The 20,966-nt window shown below is 71.6% G+C and carries 19 protein-coding genes, 1 tRNA gene, 1 rRNA gene and 1 pseudogene; all 22 read left to right on the plus strand.

Going from position 1 to position 20,966, the window contains the following annotated elements; all coding sequences use genetic code 11:
• The first annotated feature begins 112 nt into the window (after positions 1 to 112).
• The 22 genes and pseudogenes from rrf to ABD951_RS18000 all read left to right on the plus strand — a co-directional run bounded on the left by rrf (position 113) and on the right by ABD951_RS18000 (position 20,912).
• Positions 113 to 229, plus strand: a 5S ribosomal RNA gene (gene rrf / locus ABD951_RS17895).
• A gap of 600 nt (positions 230 to 829) precedes the next feature.
• Positions 830 to 1,693: pseudogene (locus ABD951_RS17900) on the plus strand (hypothetical protein); the annotation flags it as partial.
• Positions 1,690 to 2,688, plus strand: coding sequence for an HAD-IIA family hydrolase (locus tag ABD951_RS17905; RefSeq protein WP_345347861.1), 999 nt, complete (start codon positions 1,690 to 1,692; stop codon positions 2,686 to 2,688). The pseudogene ABD951_RS17900 and the gene ABD951_RS17905, both read left to right, overlap by 4 nt.
• A 102-nt stretch (positions 2,689 to 2,790) precedes the next feature.
• Complete coding sequence (locus ABD951_RS17910; RefSeq protein ID WP_345347864.1) at positions 2,791 to 3,003, plus strand: hypothetical protein; 213 nt, start codon at positions 2,791 to 2,793, stop codon at positions 3,001 to 3,003.
• A gap of 1 nt (position 3,004) precedes the next feature.
• Entirely contained in the window at positions 3,005 to 3,820 is an 816-nt protein-coding gene (locus ABD951_RS17915; protein ID WP_345347867.1) for a TlyA family RNA methyltransferase, read from the plus strand.
• Positions 3,817 to 4,752, plus strand: a complete 936-nt coding sequence (locus tag ABD951_RS17920; protein WP_345347870.1) for an NAD kinase — start codon at positions 3,817 to 3,819, stop codon at positions 4,750 to 4,752. The genes ABD951_RS17915 and ABD951_RS17920 overlap by 4 nt, the downstream gene beginning before the upstream one ends.
• Complete coding sequence (recN, locus tag ABD951_RS17925) at positions 4,742 to 6,517, plus strand: DNA repair protein RecN (protein WP_345347873.1); 1,776 nt, start codon at positions 4,742 to 4,744, stop codon at positions 6,515 to 6,517. Before ABD951_RS17920 ends, recN begins: the two co-directional genes overlap by 11 nt.
• A gap of 137 nt (positions 6,518 to 6,654) precedes the next feature.
• Entirely contained in the window at positions 6,655 to 7,839 is a 1,185-nt protein-coding gene (steA, locus tag ABD951_RS17930) for a putative cytokinetic ring protein SteA (RefSeq protein ID WP_345347876.1), read from the plus strand.
• Positions 7,836 to 8,780, plus strand: coding sequence for a copper transporter (locus tag ABD951_RS17935; RefSeq protein ID WP_345347879.1), 945 nt, complete (start codon positions 7,836 to 7,838; stop codon positions 8,778 to 8,780). The genes steA and ABD951_RS17935 overlap by 4 nt, the downstream gene beginning before the upstream one ends.
• Positions 8,781 to 8,925: 145 nt before the next feature.
• The gene (gene pyrG / locus ABD951_RS17940) at positions 8,926 to 10,695 is read left to right on the plus strand and encodes a CTP synthase (protein ID WP_345347882.1); all 1,770 of its coding nucleotides are present in this window, start codon (positions 8,926 to 8,928) and stop codon (positions 10,693 to 10,695) included.
• Between the two features lie 7 nt (positions 10,696 to 10,702).
• Positions 10,703 to 11,344: an NUDIX domain-containing protein gene (locus ABD951_RS17945; RefSeq protein WP_345347885.1), complete on the plus strand. Its 642-nt coding sequence runs from the start codon at positions 10,703 to 10,705 to the stop codon at positions 11,342 to 11,344.
• A 1-nt stretch (position 11,345) separates the two neighbouring features.
• On the plus strand, positions 11,346 to 12,269 hold the full coding sequence (gene xerD / locus ABD951_RS17950; protein ID WP_345347888.1) for a site-specific tyrosine recombinase XerD: 924 nt from the start codon (positions 11,346 to 11,348) through the stop codon (positions 12,267 to 12,269).
• A 367-nt stretch (positions 12,270 to 12,636) separates the two neighbouring features.
• Entirely contained in the window at positions 12,637 to 13,596 is a 960-nt protein-coding gene (locus ABD951_RS17955) for a ParA family protein (RefSeq protein WP_345347891.1), read from the plus strand.
• Complete coding sequence (locus tag ABD951_RS17960) at positions 13,597 to 14,421, plus strand: segregation and condensation protein A (RefSeq protein WP_345347894.1); 825 nt, start codon at positions 13,597 to 13,599, stop codon at positions 14,419 to 14,421.
• Positions 14,418 to 15,152 carry an SMC-Scp complex subunit ScpB gene (gene scpB / locus ABD951_RS17965; RefSeq protein ID WP_345347897.1) on the plus strand — a complete coding sequence of 245 codons (735 nt, stop codon included), beginning with the start codon at positions 14,418 to 14,420 and terminating at the stop codon, positions 15,150 to 15,152. The genes ABD951_RS17960 and scpB overlap by 4 nt, the downstream gene beginning before the upstream one ends.
• Before the next feature lie 51 nt (positions 15,153 to 15,203).
• A complete protein-coding gene (locus tag ABD951_RS17970) occupies positions 15,204 to 16,259 on the plus strand; it encodes a pseudouridine synthase (protein WP_345347900.1) in 1,056 nt (351 codons plus the stop codon).
• A 5-nt stretch (positions 16,260 to 16,264) separates the two neighbouring features.
• Positions 16,265 to 16,966: a (d)CMP kinase gene (gene cmk / locus ABD951_RS17975; protein ID WP_345348002.1), complete on the plus strand. Its 702-nt coding sequence runs from the start codon at positions 16,265 to 16,267 to the stop codon at positions 16,964 to 16,966.
• Complete coding sequence (gene der, locus ABD951_RS17980) at positions 16,963 to 18,399, plus strand: ribosome biogenesis GTPase Der (RefSeq protein WP_345347903.1); 1,437 nt, start codon at positions 16,963 to 16,965, stop codon at positions 18,397 to 18,399. Before cmk ends, der begins: the two co-directional genes overlap by 4 nt.
• A gap of 100 nt (positions 18,400 to 18,499) precedes the next feature.
• Positions 18,500 to 18,573 (plus strand) — tRNA-Pro (locus ABD951_RS17985).
• A gap of 88 nt (positions 18,574 to 18,661) precedes the next feature.
• Complete coding sequence (gene thiD / locus ABD951_RS17990) at positions 18,662 to 19,471, plus strand: bifunctional hydroxymethylpyrimidine kinase/phosphomethylpyrimidine kinase (RefSeq protein ID WP_345347906.1); 810 nt, start codon at positions 18,662 to 18,664, stop codon at positions 19,469 to 19,471.
• A gap of 76 nt (positions 19,472 to 19,547) precedes the next feature.
• A complete protein-coding gene (locus tag ABD951_RS17995; protein WP_345347909.1) occupies positions 19,548 to 20,192 on the plus strand; it encodes an NUDIX hydrolase in 645 nt (214 codons plus the stop codon).
• A gap of 42 nt (positions 20,193 to 20,234) precedes the next feature.
• Positions 20,235 to 20,912: an NUDIX hydrolase gene (locus ABD951_RS18000; protein ID WP_345347912.1), complete on the plus strand. Its 678-nt coding sequence runs from the start codon at positions 20,235 to 20,237 to the stop codon at positions 20,910 to 20,912.
• The last annotated feature ends 54 nt before the right edge of the window (positions 20,913 to 20,966 follow it).

Here is a 20,966-nt window from a genome sequence, read left to right on the forward strand (position 1 = left end):
CTTACCACGAAGAAGCTACGCGTCCACTGTGCGGTATCTGAAACAACACACGTTGTATCGGATCGAGAAGCGAGTTTGTTTTTCTCTGGTCCGTGTGACAGTTTCACAGTGTTACGGCGGCCATAGCGGAGGGGAAACGCCCGGTCCCATTCCGAACCCGGAAGCTAAGCCCTCCAGCGCCGATGGTACTGCACTCGACAGGGTGTGGGAGAGTAGGACACCGCCGTACATAACATCCGAAAGGGGACCCATCGAACTGGGTCCCCTTTCGTGTTTTCATGATCATGCCAGTGTTGTCTTCGAAGGAGATGTTGTGTCGGACAACAACGCAGATCGCCGCCCGTTCGGAAGCGACGATCCGGATCGGCGTCGTGGTGGCGCCTCGCAGGGCGGCGACGCTCGCGGCGGCCACCGGCAGGACGGGCATCGGCGAGACGGCCAGAACAACCAGGGGCAGCGCGGCGATGGTCCGCGCGGCGGGGCCGGCCACCGCAGTGGTGGTGACGACCGCAGACACGGAGACGATCGGCGTGGCGCCGAACGTCGTGGTGGTGATCGTCGCGACGGTGGCAGTGGCCACCGGGGTGCGGGCGACCATCGCGGCGAGGATCGGCGATCCGGAGGCGAACGTCACGGTGAACCTCGCGGCGGATACCGCGGCGACGACCGTCGTTCCGGCGGCGGCGAACGTCGTGGTGGTGACAGCCGGGGTGGCGATCGTCGCGAGGGCGGCGGCTACCGGGCTGACGATCGGCGATCCGGAGGCGAGCATCGCGGCGGATACCGGGGCGACGACCGTCGTTCCGGTGGCGGTGAGCACCGGGGTGACCGTCGCGGTGAGGGCGGCCAGCGCGGCGGCGAGTACCGCGGCGAGCAGCGACGGGGCGACGATCACCGTTCCGGTGGCGAGCGCCGCGGCCCGGACCGGCGCGATGGGGGAGCGCAGCGTCGTGGCGGCGAGGGCGGATTCGCGCCGCGTCCCCGCGACGGCGGCTCCCGTCCCGAACGCCGTGCCGCGCGTCCCGACGAGCCGGATCTGCCCGAGGAGATCCAGGCCGGCGAGCTGGATCCGGCGGTCCGCCGGGATCTGCTCAGCCTCGACAAGTCGAACGCGAACACCGTCGCCCGGCACCTGGTGATGGCGACCAAACTGCTCGACGACGATCCGGAGCTGGCGCTCGCGCACGCCCGCGCCGCACGGAACCGCGCCGGCCGCGTCGCGGTCGTCCGGGAGACCGCCGGCATCGTCGCGTACCACGCCGGTGAGTGGGCGGAGGCGCTGTCCGAGCTGCGCGCGGCCCGCCGGATGGCCGGTGGACCCGGTCTGCTGGCGGTGATGGCGGACTGCGAACGCGGCCTCGGCCGGCCCGAGCGCGCGATCGAGCTGGGCCGCAGCGAGGAGGCGCGGGCGCTGACGGGCGACGAGGCCACCGAACTGCGGATCGTCGTCGCCGGTGCCCGCATGGACCTCGGCCAGTTCGACCAGGCCGTCGTCACGTTGCAGACGCCGGAACTCGACGCGTCGAAGTCCGGCCCGACCGCGGCACGGCTGTTCTACGCGTACGCCGACGCCCTGGTCGCGGCCGGTCGCGTCCAGGACGGCCTGAAGTGGTTCCTGAACTCCGCTGCCGCCGACCTCGAGGGCGACACCGACGCCGAGGAGCGCGCCGCCGAGCTGTCCGGCGACCAGTGACGGGGACCGATCAGGTCACCGGCACGGCCGCGGTGCGGGACCGGTACGACGTTCTCCTGCTGGACCTCGACGGGACCGTGTACGCGGGACCGCACGCGATTCCGGGAGCACGGGACGCGCTGGTCGTCGACGGTGGGCCGCGTCTGTACTACGTCACCAACAACGCCAGCCGCAGTCCGGCGCAGGTGGCCGGCCATCTCAACGAACTCGGGTTCCCAGCAATGGAATCCGAGGTCGTCACGAGTTCCCAGTCGGCGGCGCGACTGCTCGCGCAGCGCGTGCCTGCCGGTTCGCCGGTGCTGGTGGTCGGCACCGAGGCGCTGGCCGAGGAGGTGCGTGTCGCGGGCCTGCACCCGGTGCGCAGCTTCGACGACGCGCCCGTCGCGGTCGTGCAGGGCCACTCCCCGGACACCGGATGGCGGATCCTCGCGGAGGCGACGCTCGCGATCCGCGCCGGTGCCTACTGGGTGGCGACGAATGTCGACACCACGCTGCCCACCGAGCGCGGGCTGAGCCTCGGGAACGGATCGATGGTCGCGGCGGTGCGGTCCGCGACCGGCCGCGAACCGGATGTCGCAGGTAAACCGGCGCGCCCGCTGATGGACGACGCCGTCCGGCGCAGCGCGGGCCGTCGTCCCCTGGTGGTCGGGGACCGGATCGACACCGACATCGCCGGGGCCAACGCGGCGGGCCTCGACTCGCTTCTCGTGCTGACCGGAGTCAGCACCCCGGCGGACCTGCTGGTCGCGCCGGCGGCGCAGCGACCGACCTATCTGGCATCGGCACTGGCCGCGTTGGCGCGAGCGCCCGAGGAACTCGCGATCGCGCCGCATCCGTCGGTCACCACCGTCCTGGAGGGGACCACGTTGACGGTCCGGACGGAATCGTCCGCGGTCGACGAGGAGACCGTCCTGCGTGCCGCGCTCGCCGCAGCGTGGGCGGCACCGACGGTGACCGAGGTTCGCGGCGTTCCGGCGCTGCGCACCGGTGCCTGACGGCCACCGGGTCCGGGTGCGAATCGCGCACCCGCGCGAAGCGCGAATCGCCCACCGGCGCGAAGCGCGCGGTGTCGGGTCCATCGGCTAGCGTTGACTGCGATGAGTACGCCGACACCGAAGCCCGGGCAGCACCTGCCGGGACCCCCACAGCACGTCGACCCGGATCGGATCCACGCCGAGGTCGACGAGCTGCTCGCGGGACTCGACGCGATCGACCACGACGGGCACCAGGCGATCCCGCGGCAGGCGCACATTCTCGAACGCGCCCACGACGTACTGGTGCAGGCACTCGCGACCGTGGACAAGATCTGAGGTGGCCAGGCGTGCACGAGTCGACGCCGAACTCGTTCGGCGGGGTCTGGCTCGCTCGAGGGAACACGCGGCGCAACTGATCGCCGCGGGCCGTGTCCTGATCAACGGCGCCGTGGCCGTCAAACCGGCCACCGCGGTCGAGGCGGGGACTCCGCTGCTCGTGACAGCGGAGGTCGACGAGGTGTCGTGGGCGTCGCGCGGCGCCCACAAGCTGCTCGGCGCGCTCGACGCGTTCGAGCCGCGCGGGCTGTCGGTCGCCGGGAAGCGGTGCCTGGACGCGGGTGCGTCCACCGGCGGATTCACCGACGTCCTGCTCAGCCGGGGCGCGTCGCGGGTCGCGGCCGTCGACGTCGGCTACGGGCAGCTGGTCTGGCGCCTGCAGTCCGACGACCGGGTGACCGTCGTCGACCGGACCAACGTGCGCTCGCTCGAACCCGACCAGATCGGTGGACCGGTCGAGCTCGTGGTCGCGGACCTGTCGTTCATCTCGTTGAACCTGGTGTTGCCCGCGTTCGTCGCGTGCGCGGCCGACGGCGCGGACCTGGTCCCGATGGTCAAGCCGCAGTTCGAGGTCGGCAAGGATCGGGTCGGATCCGGTGGCGTGGTCCGCGACCCAGCCCTCCGGACCGAGGCCGTCCTCGAGGTGTCGCGGGCCGCGGACGCGGTGGGTCTGCGAACCCTCGGAGCGGTCGCCAGCCCGCTGCCCGGACCGTCCGGCAACGTCGAGTACTTCCTGTGGTTGCGCAAACAGGCCGAGCCCGGCGTCGAGGACGTCGAGGAGCTGGTGCGGCAGGCCGTCGCGGAGGGCCCGCAGTGACCGGCCGGGAGATCCTGGTCGTCGCCCACACCGGCCGCGCCGAGATCACCGAGACGACGCGGCGGATCGCCCGCGTGTTCGCCGACGCGGGCATCGGGCTGCGGGTCCTGGCGACGGAAGCCGACGACGGCGCGCAGTCGCCGGAGCAGGAGGTGCAGGTCACCGTCGTCGCGCCGGGTCCGGACGCGGCCGTCGGCTGCGAACTGGTGCTGGTGCTCGGCGGCGACGGCACCTTCCTGCGCGGCGCGGAATTCGCCCGGGCCGCCGACATCCCGGTCCTCGGCATCAACCTCGGACGGATCGGTTTCCTCGCCGAGACCGAGGCCGAACATCTCGAGGAGGCGCTCGGCGCATTGATCCGGCAGGACTACAGCGTCGAGCACCGGATGACCATCGACATCGCGATCCGCGTCGACGACGTCGTCGTCGACCGGGGGTGGGCGCTCAACGAGGCGAGCATCGAGAACGTGTCCCGGCTCGGTGTCCTCGAGGTGGTTCTCGAGGTCGACGGCCGCCCGGTGTCGTCGTTCGGCTGCGACGGGGTCCTGGTGTCCACCCCGACCGGGTCCACGGCCTACGCGTTCTCCGCCGGCGGTCCGATCGTGTGGCCGGAACTCGAAGCGCTGCTGGTGATTCCGAGCAATGCGCACGCGTTGTTCGCGCGGCCGTTGGTCACCAGCCCGGAGTCGCTGATCGCGGTCGAGACGTTCGCCGGCGGTCACGACGGCCTGGTCTTCTGCGACGGCAGCCGGACCCTCTCGCTGCCGGCGGGCGGGCGCGTCGAGATCGTGCGAGGCGTCGACCCGGTCAAGTGGATCCGCCTCGACTCGGCGCCGTTCGCGGACCGGATGGTGCGCAAGTTCGACCTGCCGGTGCAGGGATGGCGCGGGCGGAAGAACCGTGGGGAAGGGGACAGCAGGCGTGCTCGCTGAAATCCGGATCGACTCCCTGGGCGTCATCTCCCAGGCCAGTGCCCAGTTCCACGAGGGTCTGACCGTGCTCACCGGTGAGACCGGTGCGGGCAAGACGATGATCGTGACGAGCCTGCACCTGCTCAGCGGTGCCCGCGCCGATGCCGGGCGGGTCCGGGTCGGTGCGAATCGGGCGGTCGTGGAGGGCCGGTTCTCGACCGCCGCCGCCGGACCACAGGCCGTGGCGGAGGTCGAGCGGCTGCTCGAATCCACCGGTGCCGAACGCGACGAGGACGGCACCGTCATCGCGGTCCGCACGGTCGGGGCCGACGGCCGGTCGCGCGCCCACCTCGGCGGTCGCAGTGTCCCGGCCGGCGCGCTCGCCGAACTGACCGCGCCGCTGCTCACAGTGCACGGCCAGAACGACCAGCTGCGCCTGCAGCGTCCCGATCAGCAGCGCCACGCGCTCGACGAATTCGGCGGCGCCGCAGTCGGTTCCCTGCTCGACAAGTACCGGGCCCTGCGGGAACGGTGGCTCGAGGCCCGCGCCGAACTCGACGAACGCACCCGCAGCAGCCGCGAACTCGCGCAGGAGGTGGACCGGCTCGAGTTCGCCCTGAACGAGATCGACGCGGTCGACCCGCAGCCGGGCGAGGACGCGGCGATCGTGGCCGAGGTGCGCCGGCTCGGCGATCTCGACTCGCTGCGGTCCGCGGCCGTCGCCGCACAGGCGGCCCTCGTCGGCGCCGCCGAACTCGGCGGCGACGTGACACCCGACGCGTCCGGCGCGTTGGATCTGCTGGGCGAGGCCCGCTCCCGGGTCGAGTCGTCCGACGACGAGGCGCTGACCGCGCTGGCCCCCCGCCTCGCCGAAGCGATCACGGTCCTCACCGACGTGTCCTCGGACCTGGCCGGCTACCTCGAGGACCTGCCCTCGGATCCGGGTGCACTCGATGCCCTGTTGAGCCGACAGGCCGAGCTCAAGACGCTGACCCGCAAGTACGCCGCCGACGTGGACGGCGTCCTCGAGTGGGCGGCGCAGGCCCGCGAGCGGCTCGGCCGCATCGACGTCTCCGCCGACGCCCTCGCCGCGCTCGCGGCCCGGGTGGACGAGGTCGCCGCCGACCTGGCCGCCGCGGCGACCGCGCTGAGCACGGCGCGCGCCAAGGCGTCGGTCAAGCTCGGCAAGGCGGTGACCACCGAACTCGCCGGCCTCGCGATGGGGAAGGCGAAACTCGAGGTCGCGGTCCGGCAGATGCCCGCCGGTGCCCAGGACTCCGCGCCGCTGGACGTCGACGGGCAGCGGGTGCACGCCGGTGCATCCGGCATCGACGAGGTGGAGTTCCGGCTCGCCGCACATGCCCACGCCCCGTCGCTGGCCCTCGGCAAGAGCGCCTCCGGCGGTGAACTGTCCCGGGTGATGCTCGCGCTCGAGGTCGTGCTCGCGGGTGCGGAGTCGAGCGCGACGATGGTCTTCGACGAGGTCGACGCCGGTGTCGGCGGCCGGGCGGCCGTCGAGATCGGTCGCCGGCTGGCGCGGCTCGCCCGCACCCATCAGGTGATCGTCGTCACCCACCTGCCACAGGTGGCGGCGTTCGCCGACACGCACCTCGTCGTCGACAAGGTCGACGGCAAACGCGCCGCCGACTCCGGGGTCCGGACCCTCACCGACGAGCAGCGCGTCGCCGAGCTCGCGCGGATGCTCGCCGGCCTCGGCGACACCGAGACGGGACGCGCGCACGCCGAGGAACTGCTGGCGACGGCGTCGGCGGAACGGTCGGCATAGCAGAGAACCGCCGCCGACGCTGTGATCCGTTCGCGACGTCGTCGCGCGTGTCGATCGTGGTGCGCGAGTGACACGTGAGGTAAAAGACTCGGCGCGCCTCCCCGGTCGCGGCGCGGGTCGGCGTCATCATCGTGGGCATGAAGATGCCCGCTCTGTTGTCACGAAACACCGAATCGTTGCCGGGAATCACCGGCATCGCCAGGGTTGACCGCAACACGGCGAAGCTGCTTCGCCGCGTCGGCCCCGGCGACATCGTCGTGCTCGACGAGATCGACCTCGACCGGGCCACCGCCGACGCGCTCGTCCAGGCCGGCGTCACCGCGGTCGTCAACGCGTCGGCGTCGATCTCCGGCCGGTACCCCAACCTCGGGCCGGAGGTGATCGTCGCCAACGGCATCACGCTCGTCGACTCCGTCGGCGAGGAGGTGTTCAAGAAGGTCAAGGACGGCGCGAAGATCCGCCTCCACGAAGGCGGCGTGTACACCGGCGACCGCCGGCTCGCCGTCGGCGTGGAACAGTCCGAGGCCGAGATCTCCGACCTGTTGATCGAGGCGAAGACCGGGCTCGTCGATCACCTGGAAGCCTTCTCCGGCAACACGATCGAGTTCATCCGCACCGAGAGTCCGCTGTTGATCGACGGCGTCGGCGTCCCGGACGTGGACGTCGACCTCGAGGACCGGCACGTCGTGGTCGTCGCCGACGGTCCCGACCACGTCGCGGACCTGAAGAACCTCAAACCGTTCATCAAGGAGTACTCGCCGATCCTGATCGGCGTCGGCGCGGGCGCGGACGCCCTGACCGCCGCCGGGTACCGTCCCGACCTGATCGTCGGGGATCCGGAAGAAGTCACCGCCGACACCCTCAAGTCGGGCGCCGAGGTGGTGCTGCCCGCGGATCCGGACGGCCACGCACCGGGCCTCGAGCGAATCCAGGACCTCGGGATCGGGGCGATGACGTTCCCCGCTGCCGCGGCACCCGCCGACCTGGCACTGCTGCTCGCCGACCACCACGGCGCGTCGCTGATCGTCGCGGTCGGGACCACCGTGTCCCTCGACGAGTTCTTCGACCGCGGCCGGCGTGAGGTCAATCCGGCCGCGTTCATGACGCGCCTGAAGGTGGGCCCGAAGCTGGTCGACGCGAAGGCCGTCGCGACGCTGTACCGCAGTCGCGTGTCCGGTGCGGCGATCGCCCTGCTGGTGCTGGCCGCACTGACCGCGGTGATCGTGGCGCTGGTGGTCTCGAACGTCGGCAGCGAGGCACTCGACTGGGCCGTTCAGACGTGGAACAGCTTCGCACTGTGGGTTCAGGGACTCTTCACGTGATCTCTCTGCGTCAACACGCGATCTCGATCGCGGCGATCTTCCTGGCCCTGGCCGTCGGTGTGGTGCTCGGGTCGGGGACCCTGTCGGACTCCCTGCTGTCCGGCATGCGCGACGACAAGACCCAGCTGCAGAACCAGATCAACGACCTGCACGACCAGAAGAACCAGCTGACCGAGCAACTGGCCGCCGGCGACGGATTCGACTCCGCGGTCGCCGGGCGGGTCGTGCGGGACGCGCTCGCGCAGCGCACGGTCGTCATCGTCACCACCCCGGACGCCGACCCCGGAGACCTCGACGGCATCACCCGCCTGATCGGTGCCGCCGGCGGCACCGTCACCGGACGGGTGGCGCTGACCGAGTCGTTCGTCGACGCGGCCAACGGCGACCAGCTGCGGACCACGGTCACCAACGTCATCCCCGCCGGCATCCAGTTGCGGACCGGGGCGGTAGACCAGGGCAGCCTGGCCGGCGATCTCCTCGGCTCGGTGCTGCTGCTGAACGGGCAGACCGCGCAGCCGCAGAGCACCCCGGAGGAACTCGCCCTGGCGCTCGAAGCACTTCGGGCCGGAGGCTTCGTCGCCTACGACAACGGCACCGTCAAGCCAGCTCAGCTCGCGGTTGTGCTCACCGGTGACGGCCAGACCGGTGACGGCGGCAACCGGGGTTCGATCGTGGCCCGGTTCGCGGGCGCGCTCGACGGGCGCGGCGCGGGCACGGTCCTCGTGGGCCGGCCCGACTCCGCCCAGGGCAACGGTCCGATCGCGGTGGTCCGCTCCGACACCGCCCTGTCGGCGGGGTTGTCCACGATCGACGACGTGGACCGCGAGTCCGGCCGGATCACGACCGTCCTGGCCCTGCAGGAACAGCTCGGCGGCGGCGCCGGCCGGTACGGCAGCGGCCCGAACGCGACCGCGATCACCGTCGGCGCTCCGATCGGCTGAACGCGCCGAGACGGGGAGGTCACCGAGATCACAGGGTGTGCCGTGCGGTGGTTCCGGTCCGGAAGGTGTTACCGTGAAGACCCGTGGGTCGGCAGGCCCCAGCTCTACCCTTGGTCAAGTCCTGCAAGTCGTCACGGGAGCCCCTTTGCCACTGTCACGCAGTCATTCGCGTACCGCCACCAAGCACATCTTCGTCAGCGGGGGCGTGGCCTCCTCGCTCGGCAAGGGACTGACCGCGTCCAGCCTCGGCCAGTTGCTCACCGCCCGCGGGCTGCGGGTCACGATGCAGAAACTGGACCCGTACCTCAACGTGGACCCGGGCACGATGAATCCGTTCCAGCACGGTGAGGTGTTCGTCACCGAGGACGGCGCGGAAACGGACCTCGACGTCGGTCACTACGAGCGGTTCCTCGACCGCGACCTCAACGCGTTCGCCAACGTCACCACCGGGCAGGTGTACTCGTCGGTGATCGCGAAGGAGCGGCGCGGCGAGTACCTCGGCGACACCGTCCAGGTCATCCCGCACATCACCGACGAGATCAAGTCCCGGATCCTCGCGATGGCCGGCCCGGACGCGCAGGGGCAGGAACCGGACGTCGTCATCACCGAGATCGGTGGCACCGTCGGCGACATCGAGTCGCAGCCGTTCCTCGAGGCCGCCCGCCAGGTGCGTCACGACGTCGGCCGGGAGAACGTCTTCTTCCTGCACGTCTCGCTCGTTCCGTACCTCGGCCCGTCCGGCGAGCTCAAGACCAAGCCGACACAGCACTCGGTGGCGGCGCTGCGCAACATCGGTATCCAGCCGGACGCGCTGATCCTTCGGTGCGATCGGGACGTGCCGCAGGCGTTGAAGTCGAAGATCGCGCTGATGTGCGACGTCGACGTCGACGCGTGCATCTCCACCCCCGACGCGCCGTCCATCTACGACATCCCGAAGGTCCTGCACAGCGAGGGCCTCGACGCCTACGTGGTGCGCCAGCTCGGCCTGCCGTTCCGGGACGTGGACTGGACCGTGTGGGGCGACCTGCTCGAGCGCGTGCACAACCCGCGCGAGACGGTCCGGGTGGCGCTCGTCGGCAAGTACGTGGACCTGCCCGACGCCTACCTGTCCGTCACCGAGGCGCTGCGCGCCGGCGGATTCGCGCACCGGGCCAAGGTCGAGATCGACTGGGTGCCGTCGGACGTGTGCGAGACCGAGGCCGGCGCGCAGGAGGCGCTCGGCGAGGTGGACGCGGTGCTGATCCCCGGAGGCTTCGGCATCCGCGGCATCGAGGGCAAGCTCGGCGCCATCACCTACGCCCGTACCCGCGGCATCCCGCTGCTCGGCCTGTGCCTGGGCCTGCAGGCCGTCGTCATCGAGGCCGCCCGCTCCGTGGGCCTGACCGACGCCAACTCGGCCGAGTTCGAGCCCGACACGAAGCATCCGGTCATCTCCACGATGGCGGACCAGGAGGACATCGTCGCCGGAGAGGCCGACCTCGGCGGCACCATGCGCCTCGGCGCCTACCCGGCGGTGCTGGAGAAGGGTTCGGTCGTCGCACGGGCCTACGGCAGCGAGTCCGTCTCCGAGCGGCACCGGCACCGCTACGAGGTGAACAACGCGTACCGGGACCGAATCGCCAAGTCCGGCTTGAAGTTCAGCGGTACCTCGCCCGACGGTCACCTCGTCGAGTTCGTCGAGCTGCCGGTGGACAAGCACCCGTTCTTCGTTGCGACGCAGGCGCATCCGGAGCTCAAGAGCCGCCCGACCAGGCCGCACCCGCTGTTCGCGGCGTTCATCGCGGCGGCGCTGAAGTACACGGCCGCAGAACGTCTCGCGGTCGACCTCCACCCCGAGGACACCCGCGGTGACGGGAAGGCCGCCGCCGACGCGTCCTCCGACGGCGCCGTGATCGACGCGCCGAGCGCAGGCTGACGCGCCGATGAGCCGCCCCGGGTCGCACGACTTCGACACCCTCGACAGCCGCACCGTGTACGAGGGTGCGATCGTCGCGTTGCGGGTGGATCGCGTCGCGATGCCGGGCGGCACCACCGCGGACCGCGAAGTGGTCGAACACCACGGAGCGGTCGCGGTGGTCGCGGTCGACGAACAGGACCGGCTGGTGCTGATCAACCAGTACCGGCATCCCCTCGGACGCCGGTTGTGGGAGCTGCCCGCCGGGCTGCTCGACTCCCGCGGTGAGGATCCGCTCGAGGCCGCCCGCCGCGAACTCGCGGAGGAGACCGGGCTCGCCGCGGCGCGGTGGTCGGTCCTCGTCGACGCCGCCGCGTCACCCGGGTTCACCGACGAGGTCATTCGCGTCTACCTCGCGCGCGGGCTGACGGAGGTCGACCGGCCCGACCCCGAACACGAGGAGGCGGACCTCGAGATCGTGCGGGTACCGGTGGCCGAGGCCGTCGACCGCGCCTTGGACGGGGACATCGTCAACGCCACCGCGCTGTCCGGGATCCTCGCGCTGGCCGCCCTGCGCGCCCGTGACGGCGCCGCGGCGGACGGCCGGGCCGCCGACGCCGCGTGGGTGGACCGCCCGACCGCGTTCGACCGGCGCAGGCACGGCGCCTGAGGTGCTCGACCAACAGGTGTCGAGCTACCTGGCCCACCTCGCCGTCGAGCGCGGGGTGGCGGCGAACACGCTGAGTTCGTATCGCCGTGACCTCGAGCGCTACAGCGAGTACCTGACGACCCGCGGCATCGACGACCTCGACCGGGTCGCGGAGAGGCACATCACGGACTTCGTGGTCGCGCTCCGCCGGGGCGATCGTTCCGGCGGGGTGCGACCGCTGGCACCCGCGTCGGCGGCCCGGGCGCTGATCGCGGTCCGCGGGCTGCACAAGTTCGCGACCGCGGAGGGGTTCACCCGCGCGGACGTGGCGCACGCGGTCAAGCCGCCGTCCCCGAGCCGGCGACTGCCGAAATCGCTGCCCGTCGACCAGGTGCTCGCGCTGATCGAGTCGACCGGTGGCGAGGATGCCGCCGACCAGCCGCGCGCCCTGCGCGACCGGGCGCTGCTCGAGGTCCTGTACTCCACCGGCGCGCGCATCTCCGAGGCCGTCGGCCTCGACCTCGACGACATCGACGCCGTCGACCGCGCGGTCCTGTTGCGCGGCAAGGGCGGCAAGGACCGCATCGTCCCGATCGGCCGGCCCGCACTGGCGGCGCTCGAGGCGTATCTCGTGCGGGGTCGGCCCGCGCTCGTCTCCCGCGGCGGTCCCGCGGTGTTCCTCAACTCCCGAGGTGGGCGACTCTCGCGACAGAGCGCCTGGCAGGTGCTGCGCTCCGCCGCCGACCGGGTCGGGCTCGCCGACGGTGTCTCACCCCACACGCTGCGGCACTCGTTCGCCACCCACCTGCTCGACGGCGGCGCCGACGTCCGGGTCGTGCAGGAACTCCTCGGCCACGCGTCGGTGACGACCACGCAGATCTACACCCTCGTCACCGTCGGCTCTCTCCGGGAGGTGTGGGCCGGCGCGCACCCCCGCGCGCGGTGACGCCGTGTCCCGCCGTCACCCGGTGCCGCCCGCGTGGCGAGTCGCGCGGACGCCCGGGGTGTTCGGTGATTGGATGACGGCATCCCGGACACGAGGAGCCCCATGCGAATCCGATTCCGCGCGTCGCCCTCGTCGCGATCGCAGCGGCGACCGGCGCGCCGGGCGCGGCACCGGCGCACGCCGATCCGGCCTGGGCCGCCCACATCGACGCCCATGGGGCCACTGGAACGACGAGTTGTACGCGTCCTGGCCGGTGCTGACGGGGGCGCTGCGCCGACCGGCCGCGCGTGTCCGTGACGGGTTCACGCGGCCAGACGGTAGCGTCTGGGAGCGAATGCACGAGCGAGGAAGGGGCCATCGAACCGTGATGACACCTCAGCCGCACCCGGCGATGTCGGACGACGGCATTGCCGACCAGCGTCGGGTTTCACCAGAACCAGACGTGCCGGCCGAACTGCACATCGACAGCGCGCTCGCGGCCGAGGAGCGAGAGCTGGGTCCGACGGGCCGGCCGCTGCGCGTGATCCCCGACCCGCAACCGCTGGCGTCCCACGGCCCGGCGAAGGTCATCGCGATGTGCAACCAGAAGGGCGGCGTCGGCAAGACCACCTCGACGATCAACCTCGGCGCCTCGCTCGCCGAGTACGGCAGGCGGGTCCTGCTCGTCGACCTCGACCCGCAGGGCGCACTGTCCGCGGGCCTCGGCGTCGCGCACCACGACCTGGAACTGACCGTGCACAACCTGCTCGTCGAACGGAAGGTCTCGATCGACGACGTGCTGATGCGGACCCGTGTCGAGGGTCTGGACCTGCTGCCGAGCAACATCGACCTGTCGGCCGCGGAGATCCAGCTGGTCACCGAGGTCGGCCGCGAACAGACCCTCGGGCGGGTGCTGTACCCGGTGCTCGACCGCTACGACTACATCCTGATCGACTGTCAGCCGTCGCTCGGCCTGCTGACGGTCAACGCGCTGGCCTGCGCCGAGGGCGTGATCATCCCGATGGAGTGCGAGTACTTCAGCCTCCGCGGGCTCGCCCTGCTCAACGACACCGTCGAGAAGGTCCGCGACCGGCTCAACCCGCGGCTGCAGATGTCGGGGATCGTCGTGACCATGTTCGACGCCCGGACGCTGCATGCGCGCGAGGTGATGACCCGCGTCGTTGAGGTGTTCGGAGACCTGGTCTACGACACCGTCGTCAACCGCACCGTGCGGTTCCCCGAGACCAGCGTCGCCGGTGAGCCGATCACCACGTGGGCGCCGAAATCCGGTGGAGCGCAGGCATATCGGGCGCTTGCCCGCGAGGTGATCGCGAGGTCCGGTCGCTAGATGGACGCCGAACCCGACCTCGGGGACCGGAACGAGGGCGGCGGGTTCCGGGTCCGGCTGCGCAACTTCGAGGGCCCGTTCGACCTGCTGCTCACCCTGATCAGCCAACGTCGTCTCGACGTCACCGAGGTGGCGCTGCACCAGGTCACCGACGAGTTCATCGCCTACACCCGGGAACTCGGCGCCGACATGGGCCTCGACCAGACCACCGAGTTCCTCGTCGTCGCGGCGACCCTGCTCGACCTCAAGGCCGCGCGGCTGCTGCCGTCCGGTGAGGTCGACGACCCCGAGGACCTCGCGTTGCTCGAGGCGCGGGACCTGCTGTTCGCGCGACTGCTGCAGTACCGCGCCTACAAGCAGGTCGCGCAGCTGTTCGCCGAACTCGAGTCCGTCGCGCTGCGCCGGTACCCGCGGTCGGTGTCGCTCGAGGACCGGTACACCGGACTGCTCCCCGAGGTTCTCCTCGGGGTCGACGCGGACCAGTTCGCGCAGATCGCGGCCGCCGCGTTCGCGCCGCGGCCGGTGCCGACGGTCGGCCTCGGGCACCTGCACGCGCCGACGGTCTCGGTCCCCGAACAGGCGGCGCTGTTGCTCGACATGCTGCGGGAACGCGGGCAGGGGGCGTGGGCGACCTTCGGCGAACTGGTCACCGGCTGCGAGGCGACCGTCCAGGTCGTGGCACGATTCCTGGCGTTGCTCGAGCTGTACCGGCAGCGGGCGGTGGCGTTCGAGCAGCCCGAGCCGCTCGGCGAGCTGCTGGTCAGTTGGACGGGGGAGGGATCGACGGACGGTCGGGCCCTGGCGAGTGCGGAGGACTACGGATGAGCGTGCCCGGGCGGACGGACCTCCAGGATCCCGAGCAGACCGACCTCGACCCGCCGGACCGGGAGGGCACCGATGCGGACGACGGGGACCGGCTCGACGACGACGAACTCGAGTGCGCCCTCGAAGCGGTGCTGCTGGTCGTCGACTCGCCGGCGGGCGTCGACGCACTGGCATCCGCGGTCGGGGAGCCCGCGGACCGGGTCGAGGCGACCCTGCGCCGCATGTCGGCGGCGCTGACCGCGCGGCGCAGCGGCGTCGACCTGCGACGCGCCGCCGACGGCTGGCGCTTCTACACCCGCAACGAGTACGCGCCGTACGTCGAACGGCTCCTGCTGGACGGTGCTCGGTCGAAGCTCACACGTGCGGCGTTGGAAACCTTGGCCGTTGTTGCGTACCGTCAACCCTTGACCCGTGCACGGGTGAGCGCGGTCCGCGGCGTGAACGTCGACGGCGTGATGCGCACCCTGCTCGCCCGCGGTCTGGTCGCCGAAGCCGGGGTGGACCCCGAGACGAACGCGACGACCTACGCGACGACCGAGCTGTTCCTCGAACGGCTCGGGTTGTCCTCGCTGGCGGATCTTCCGCCACTGGCGCCGTTGCTGCCCGATGTCGACGTGATCGACGACATCAGCGAGGACATGGAGTCCGACCCGCGATTCGCGAAACTGCGACCGTCGCGGCCGGACGCCGGACCCGTCGTCGACACCCGCGTCGACGACGAGGACAGCTGATCGACCGAACGCTTCCGTTCGGTCGGACGAGATGAAGTGACAGGAAGAAAAGTGAACAGATCCGCTCGCCGTGATGGCACACCGGACAGGGGCAGGGCGAACCCGGCCCGCAAGACGACAGGCAAGAAGGACGCCCCGCGCGGCGGCGCACCCCGCGGCGGCGCAGCTCAGAGCGGCGCGGCGCAGGGCGGAGGCGCCCCGAAGAAGCCGCACCGCGGACAGGCCGCAGGGAAGCCCGCCACCAACAAGTGGGGCAAGACGAAGCAGGCGAAGCCGCAGCGCCAGCAGGCACCCGTCGTGCCGAAGATCAGCAACGCCAAGCCCGCCCGCCACCAGCACGCCGACCCGGTCGCACCGACCAAGCTCGCCGCCGGTGAGGGCATGCGGCTGCAGAAGGTGCTCGCGCAGGCGGGTGTCGCATCCCGCCGCGCCGCCGAGGAGCTGATCGATCAGGGCCGCGTCGAGGTCGACGGCCGCATCGTGACCGAGCAGGGGCTGCGGGTCGACCCCGAGAACGCGGTGGTCCGCGTCGACGGAATCCGCGTCGTCGTCAAGAAGGACCTGGTGCACATCGCGCTGAACAAGCCGCGCGGCTGGCAGTCCACGATGTCCGACGATCTCGGACGCCCGTGCATCGGCGACATCGTCTCCGAGCGGGTGTCCGCCGGACAGCGTCTGTTCCACGTCGGCCGACTCGACGCCGACACCGAGGGGCTGATCCTGCTGACCAACGACGGCGACCTCGCGCACCGACTGATGCACCCGTCGTTCGAGGTGCCCAAGACGTACCTGGCGACGGTCAACGGCGTCGTCGACCGCAGCCTCGGGAAGAAGCTCAAGGCCGGCGTCGAGCTCGAGGACGGGCCCGCGAAGGTGGACTCGTTCACGCTCCTCGACATCAACGGCGGCCAGTCGCTGGTCAGGATCGTGCTGCACGAGGGTCGCAAGCACATCGTGCGCCGGCTCCTCGACGCGGTCGGGCACCCGGTCGTGCGCCTGGTCCGCACCGACATCGGTGCCGTCTCGCTCGGCGACGGCCGGCCCGGCACCCTGCGGGTGCTCGGGCGGGGCGAGGTCGGCAGCCTGTACAAGGCGGTCGGGCTGTGAGCGAGATGACCGCGCACGACGTGGTCGTGCCGCTGGTGGTCGCGATGGACGGACCGTCCGGCACCGGCAAGTCCAGTGTGTCGCGGCGGCTCGCCGACTCCCTCGCGGCCCGCTACCTCGACACCGGTGCGATGTACCGGATCGCGACCCTGCACGTGCTCCGCTCCGGGGTCGACGTCGCCGACGCCGACGCGGTCGCCGCGGCGACCGAGGCGCTGGACCTGTCGATCGGCACCGACCCGGCGTCGGACCGAGTGCTGCTCGCGGGCGAGGACGTCACCGACGAGATCCGCGGCGCAGCCGTCACCCGGTCGGTGTCGGCGGTGTCCGCGGTGCCGCGGGTGCGGGAGCTGCTCGTCGACAAGCAGCGTGCGTTCATCGCGCGGCATCCGCGGATCGTCGTGGAGGGCCGCGACATCGGCACCGTCGTGCTGCCCGACGCGGACGTGAAGATCTACCTCACCGCATCGGCGGAGGCGCGGGCACGCCGTCGCAACGACCAGAACGTCGCGGAGGGCCGCGGCGACGACTACAAGGCCGTGCTCGCGGACGTGCAGCGCCGCGACCACCTGGACTCGACCCGAGCGGTGGCGCCGCTGCGGCCGGCGGAGGACGCGGTGATCGTGGACACCAGCGAGATCGGCATCGACGACGTGATCGGCCGGCTGCTGCTGGTGGTCCGCGAGGAAACTGGAGTGGTGCAGTGAGCGACGCTTTCGAATTCGGCGGCGACGCCTACGCCGGCGACGGCACCTGGAACGAGGAATCCGACTGGGAGCTGGCCGATTTCACGGGCGAGGAGGAGGGCGAGGAGCACGTCGCCGTCCCGACGCTGGCGATCGTCGGCCGGCCCAACGTCGGCAAGTCCACCCTCGTGAACCGGATCATCGGCCGCCGCGAGGCGGTCGTCGAGGACATCCCCGGCGTCACCCGCGACCGGGTCTCCTACGACGCGAACTGGGCCGGTCGCCGATTCCTGGTGCAGGACACCGGCGGCTGGGAACCCGACGCCAAGGGACTGCAGCAGTCGGTGGCCCGGCAGGCCGAGCTGGCGATGCAGACCGCGGACGCGATCATCCTGGTGGTGGACGCGGTGGTCGGGGCGACCTCCACCGACGAGGCCGTCGCGAAGGTGCTGCGGCGGTCCAAGACCCCGGTTCTGCTGGTGGCCAACAAGGTCGACGACGAACGCACCGAGGCGGAGACGGCCGCGCTGTGGTCGCTCGGGCTCGGCCAGCCGTACCCGGTCAGCGCGATCCACGGGCGCGGCACCGGCGACCTGCTCGACGAGGTCCTCGCCGTGCTGCCGGAGACGCCCCGCGAGGGCACCGGCGGCCAGGGCCCGCGACGGGTGTCGCTGGTCGGAAAGCCGAACGTCGGCAAGTCCAGCCTGATCAACAAGCTGACCGGCAGCGAGCGGTCCGTCGTGCACGACGTCGCGGGAACCACCGTCGACCCGGTGGACTCCCTCGTCGAGCTCGGCGGCAAGGTGTGGCGCTTCGTCGACACCGCCGGCCTGCGCAAGAAGGTCAGCCACGCGAGCGGCCACGAGTTCTACGCATCGCTGCGCACCAAGGGCGCGATCGAGGCCTCGGAGGTGTCGATCCTGCTGATCGACGCGTCACAGCCGATCACCGAGCAGGACCTGCGGGTGCTGAGCATGGTCGCGGAGGCCGGGCGCGCGCTGGTGCTGGCGTTCAACAAGTGGGACCTCGTCGACGAGGACCGCCGGTACATGCTCGAGAAGGAGGTGGACCGGGAGCTGGTGCGGGTGCCGTGGGCGCAGCGGGTGAACATCTCCGCGCACACCGGCCGGGCCGTCCAGAAGCTCGTCCCCGCCCTCGAGACGGCGCTGGAGTCGTGGGACAAGCGGGTCCCGACCGGCCGGCTGAACACCTGGCTCAAGGAGGTCGTCGCCGCGACCCCGCCGCCGATGCGTGGTGGGCGCCTGCCGCGGATCCTGTTCGCGACCCAGGCGGGCACCCGGCCGCCGACGTTCGTCCTGTTCACCACCGGATTCCTCGAGGCCGGCTACCGCAGGTTCATCGAACGCCGGCTGCGCGAGGAGTTCGGCTTCGACGGCAGCCCGGTGCGGATCTCGGTCCGGGTGCGGGAGAAGCGGGACCGCAAGAAGCGCTGACCCAGGGTCGCCCAGGCTGCGCCGAACAGGTCTTGACCAGCCGATTCGCGGTAGCGAGTGCCACTGATGTAATCTCATCGAGCGCCCGCAAGAGCGCGGACGGGCTGTGGCGCAGCTTGGTAGCGCACCTGACTGGGGGTCAGGTGGTCGCAGGTTCAAATCCTGTCAGCCCGACAGTGATCGACGACAAAGGCGGTTCCTCGTTCGCGAGGAGCCGCCTTTCGTCGTTCGCGCCCCGTTGCCGGTTCGCAAAGGAGTCATCGTGCCCGACCTCGCCTACGTCATCGCCGGTTCCGAAGCGACCGGCGGAGCCGGACTGCAGGTGGACCTGAAGACCTTCCAGGAACTCGGCGTCTACGGCGTCGGCACCACCACCTGCATCGTCTCGTTCGACCCGAAAGCGGGCTGGGCGCACCGCTTCGTCCCGATCGCCCCGGAGGTGATCGCGGACCAGATCGAGGCCGCGACCGCCGCCCACGACCTCGACGTCGTCAAGATCGGCATGCTCGGCACCCCCGCCACGATCGACGTCGTCGCCGCCGGACTGCGCAGGCAGCCCTGGCGGCACGTCGTGCTCGACCCGGTCCTGATCTGCAAGGGACAGGAACCCGGCGCCGCCCTCGACACCGACACCGCGCTGCGGGAGCAGATCCTGCCGCTGGCCACCGTCGTGACCCCGAACCTGTTCGAGGCCCGCACGCTTGCCGGCATCGACACCATCGGCACGGTCGACGAACTCGTCGAGGCGGCCCGCCGGATCCACGATCTGGGACCGCGGTACGTGGTCGCGAAGGGCGGTGTCGACCTGCCCGGCGACGACGCCGTCGACGTGCTGTTCGACGGAACCGACGTGACCGTGCTGCGGGCGCCGAAGGTCGGACGGGAACGGGTCTCCGGCGCCGGCTGCACCCTCGCGGCCGCCGTCACCGCCGAACTCGCGAAGGGAGCCGAGGTGGCGTCCGCGGTGGAGTTCGCGAAGGAGTTCGTCACCGCCGGCATCGCCGGCCGGGTGTCGGCGCGCACCCCGTTCGACACCGTGTGGCAGGGCGCCTACGTCGACGCCCTCGCCTGACGGTTCCGAGGCGCCGACGGGGCCCGCGCGCGGCCGGCCGAGCCGACCGGTCGGTGCCGACGGTTACTGTCGTCCGATGACGGCAGAGTCGGTGAGGCCACCAGTGGGCAGCGCGCGGCCGGGGCTGACCCGGGATCGGTGTGTCCACGCGCTCGGCGGGTTCGCGGCCCGTACCGCGCCCGACACCGGCGGGCGCCGCGCCGCGGTCGCGCTGACGGTCGTCGAGCGCGACGCCGGACCGGTACTGCTGCTGACCTTGCGGCCCAGTCGCATGCGGGCCCATCCGGGCCAGTTCGCGTTGCCGGGAGGCGGCATCGACCCCGGCGAGAACCCCGCGCAGGCGGCGCTGCGCGAACTCGAGGAGGAACTCGGCGTCCGGGTCGGGCCGGACGCGGTGCTCGGGGTTCTCGACGACTTCGTGACCCGGTCCGGGTACGTCATCACCCCGGTGGTCGTGTGGGCCGGAGTGTTGACCGAGCCGCTGCGACCCAGCCCCGACGAGGTGGCGCTCGTGTTCGAGGTGACCGAGGCCGAACTCGACGCCGAACCGGTGCTCCGGCCGTTGCCGGGCGACAGCGAGACGCTGTTCCGGTGGCCGTTTCGCGGCGAGCAGCTGTTCGCGCCGACGGCCGCGATCATCCACCAGTTCCGCGAGCTGTTCCTCCACGGTCGCGGCACCCGGGTCGCCGGGTTCACCCAACCGGACTTCGCGTCCCGCTGACAGGATCACCGGTGGTTTCTCGGCACGGGCTACCGTCGGGGGATGGACCTGAGCACCCCGAGCCCGCGTGACGAGGACCCGACCGAACCGCCGCCGCCCGCGCCGGGACCGGACCTGACCCGAGAAGACTGCGCCGCCCGGGTCGCGGCATTCGACCGGGTCGCCGTGCCCGACAGCGGTGCCCGCCGCGCCGCCGTCGCCCTGGCACTGATCACCGACGCCGACGACACCCGGCTCCTGCTCACCCGGCGGCCACCGAAGATGCGCGCCCACGCGGGACAGTTCGCGTTGCCCGGCGGCAGCATCGACCCCGGTGAATCCCCCGAACAGGCCGCGGTGCGGGAACTCGCCGAGGAACTGGGTGTCCGGGCCGCCGAGCGCGACGTCCTCGGCCTGCTCGACGACTACGTCACGCGGTCCGGATTCGTCATCACCCCGGTCGTCGTGTGGGTGGGGGAGCTCGCCGCGCCGATCACGCCGAATCCCGACGAGGTGGCCATCGTGTTCGAGGTGACGATGGCCGAGGTCGACGTCGACGCGGTGTTCGAGCCCGTGTCGAACGCTCCCGCGGGCACCGCGCCGATGCTGCGGTGGCCGTTCCGGGGCGGCGCCATGCACGCCCCGACCGGCGCGATCATCCACCAGTTCCGGGAGGTCGCGATCCACGGCCGGTCCACCCGCGTCGCCGGTTACGCGCAACCCGACTTCGCGTCCCGCTGATCCGTCGGGTCCGCACCGCACCGCGACGAGCCGTCGGGGGGCCCGCACCCCGAC

Origin of the sequence: Rhodococcus olei (assembly GCF_039540555.1) — a bacterium.
Taxonomy (GTDB): Bacteria; Actinomycetota; Actinomycetes; order Mycobacteriales; family Mycobacteriaceae; genus Rhodococcus_G; species Rhodococcus_G olei.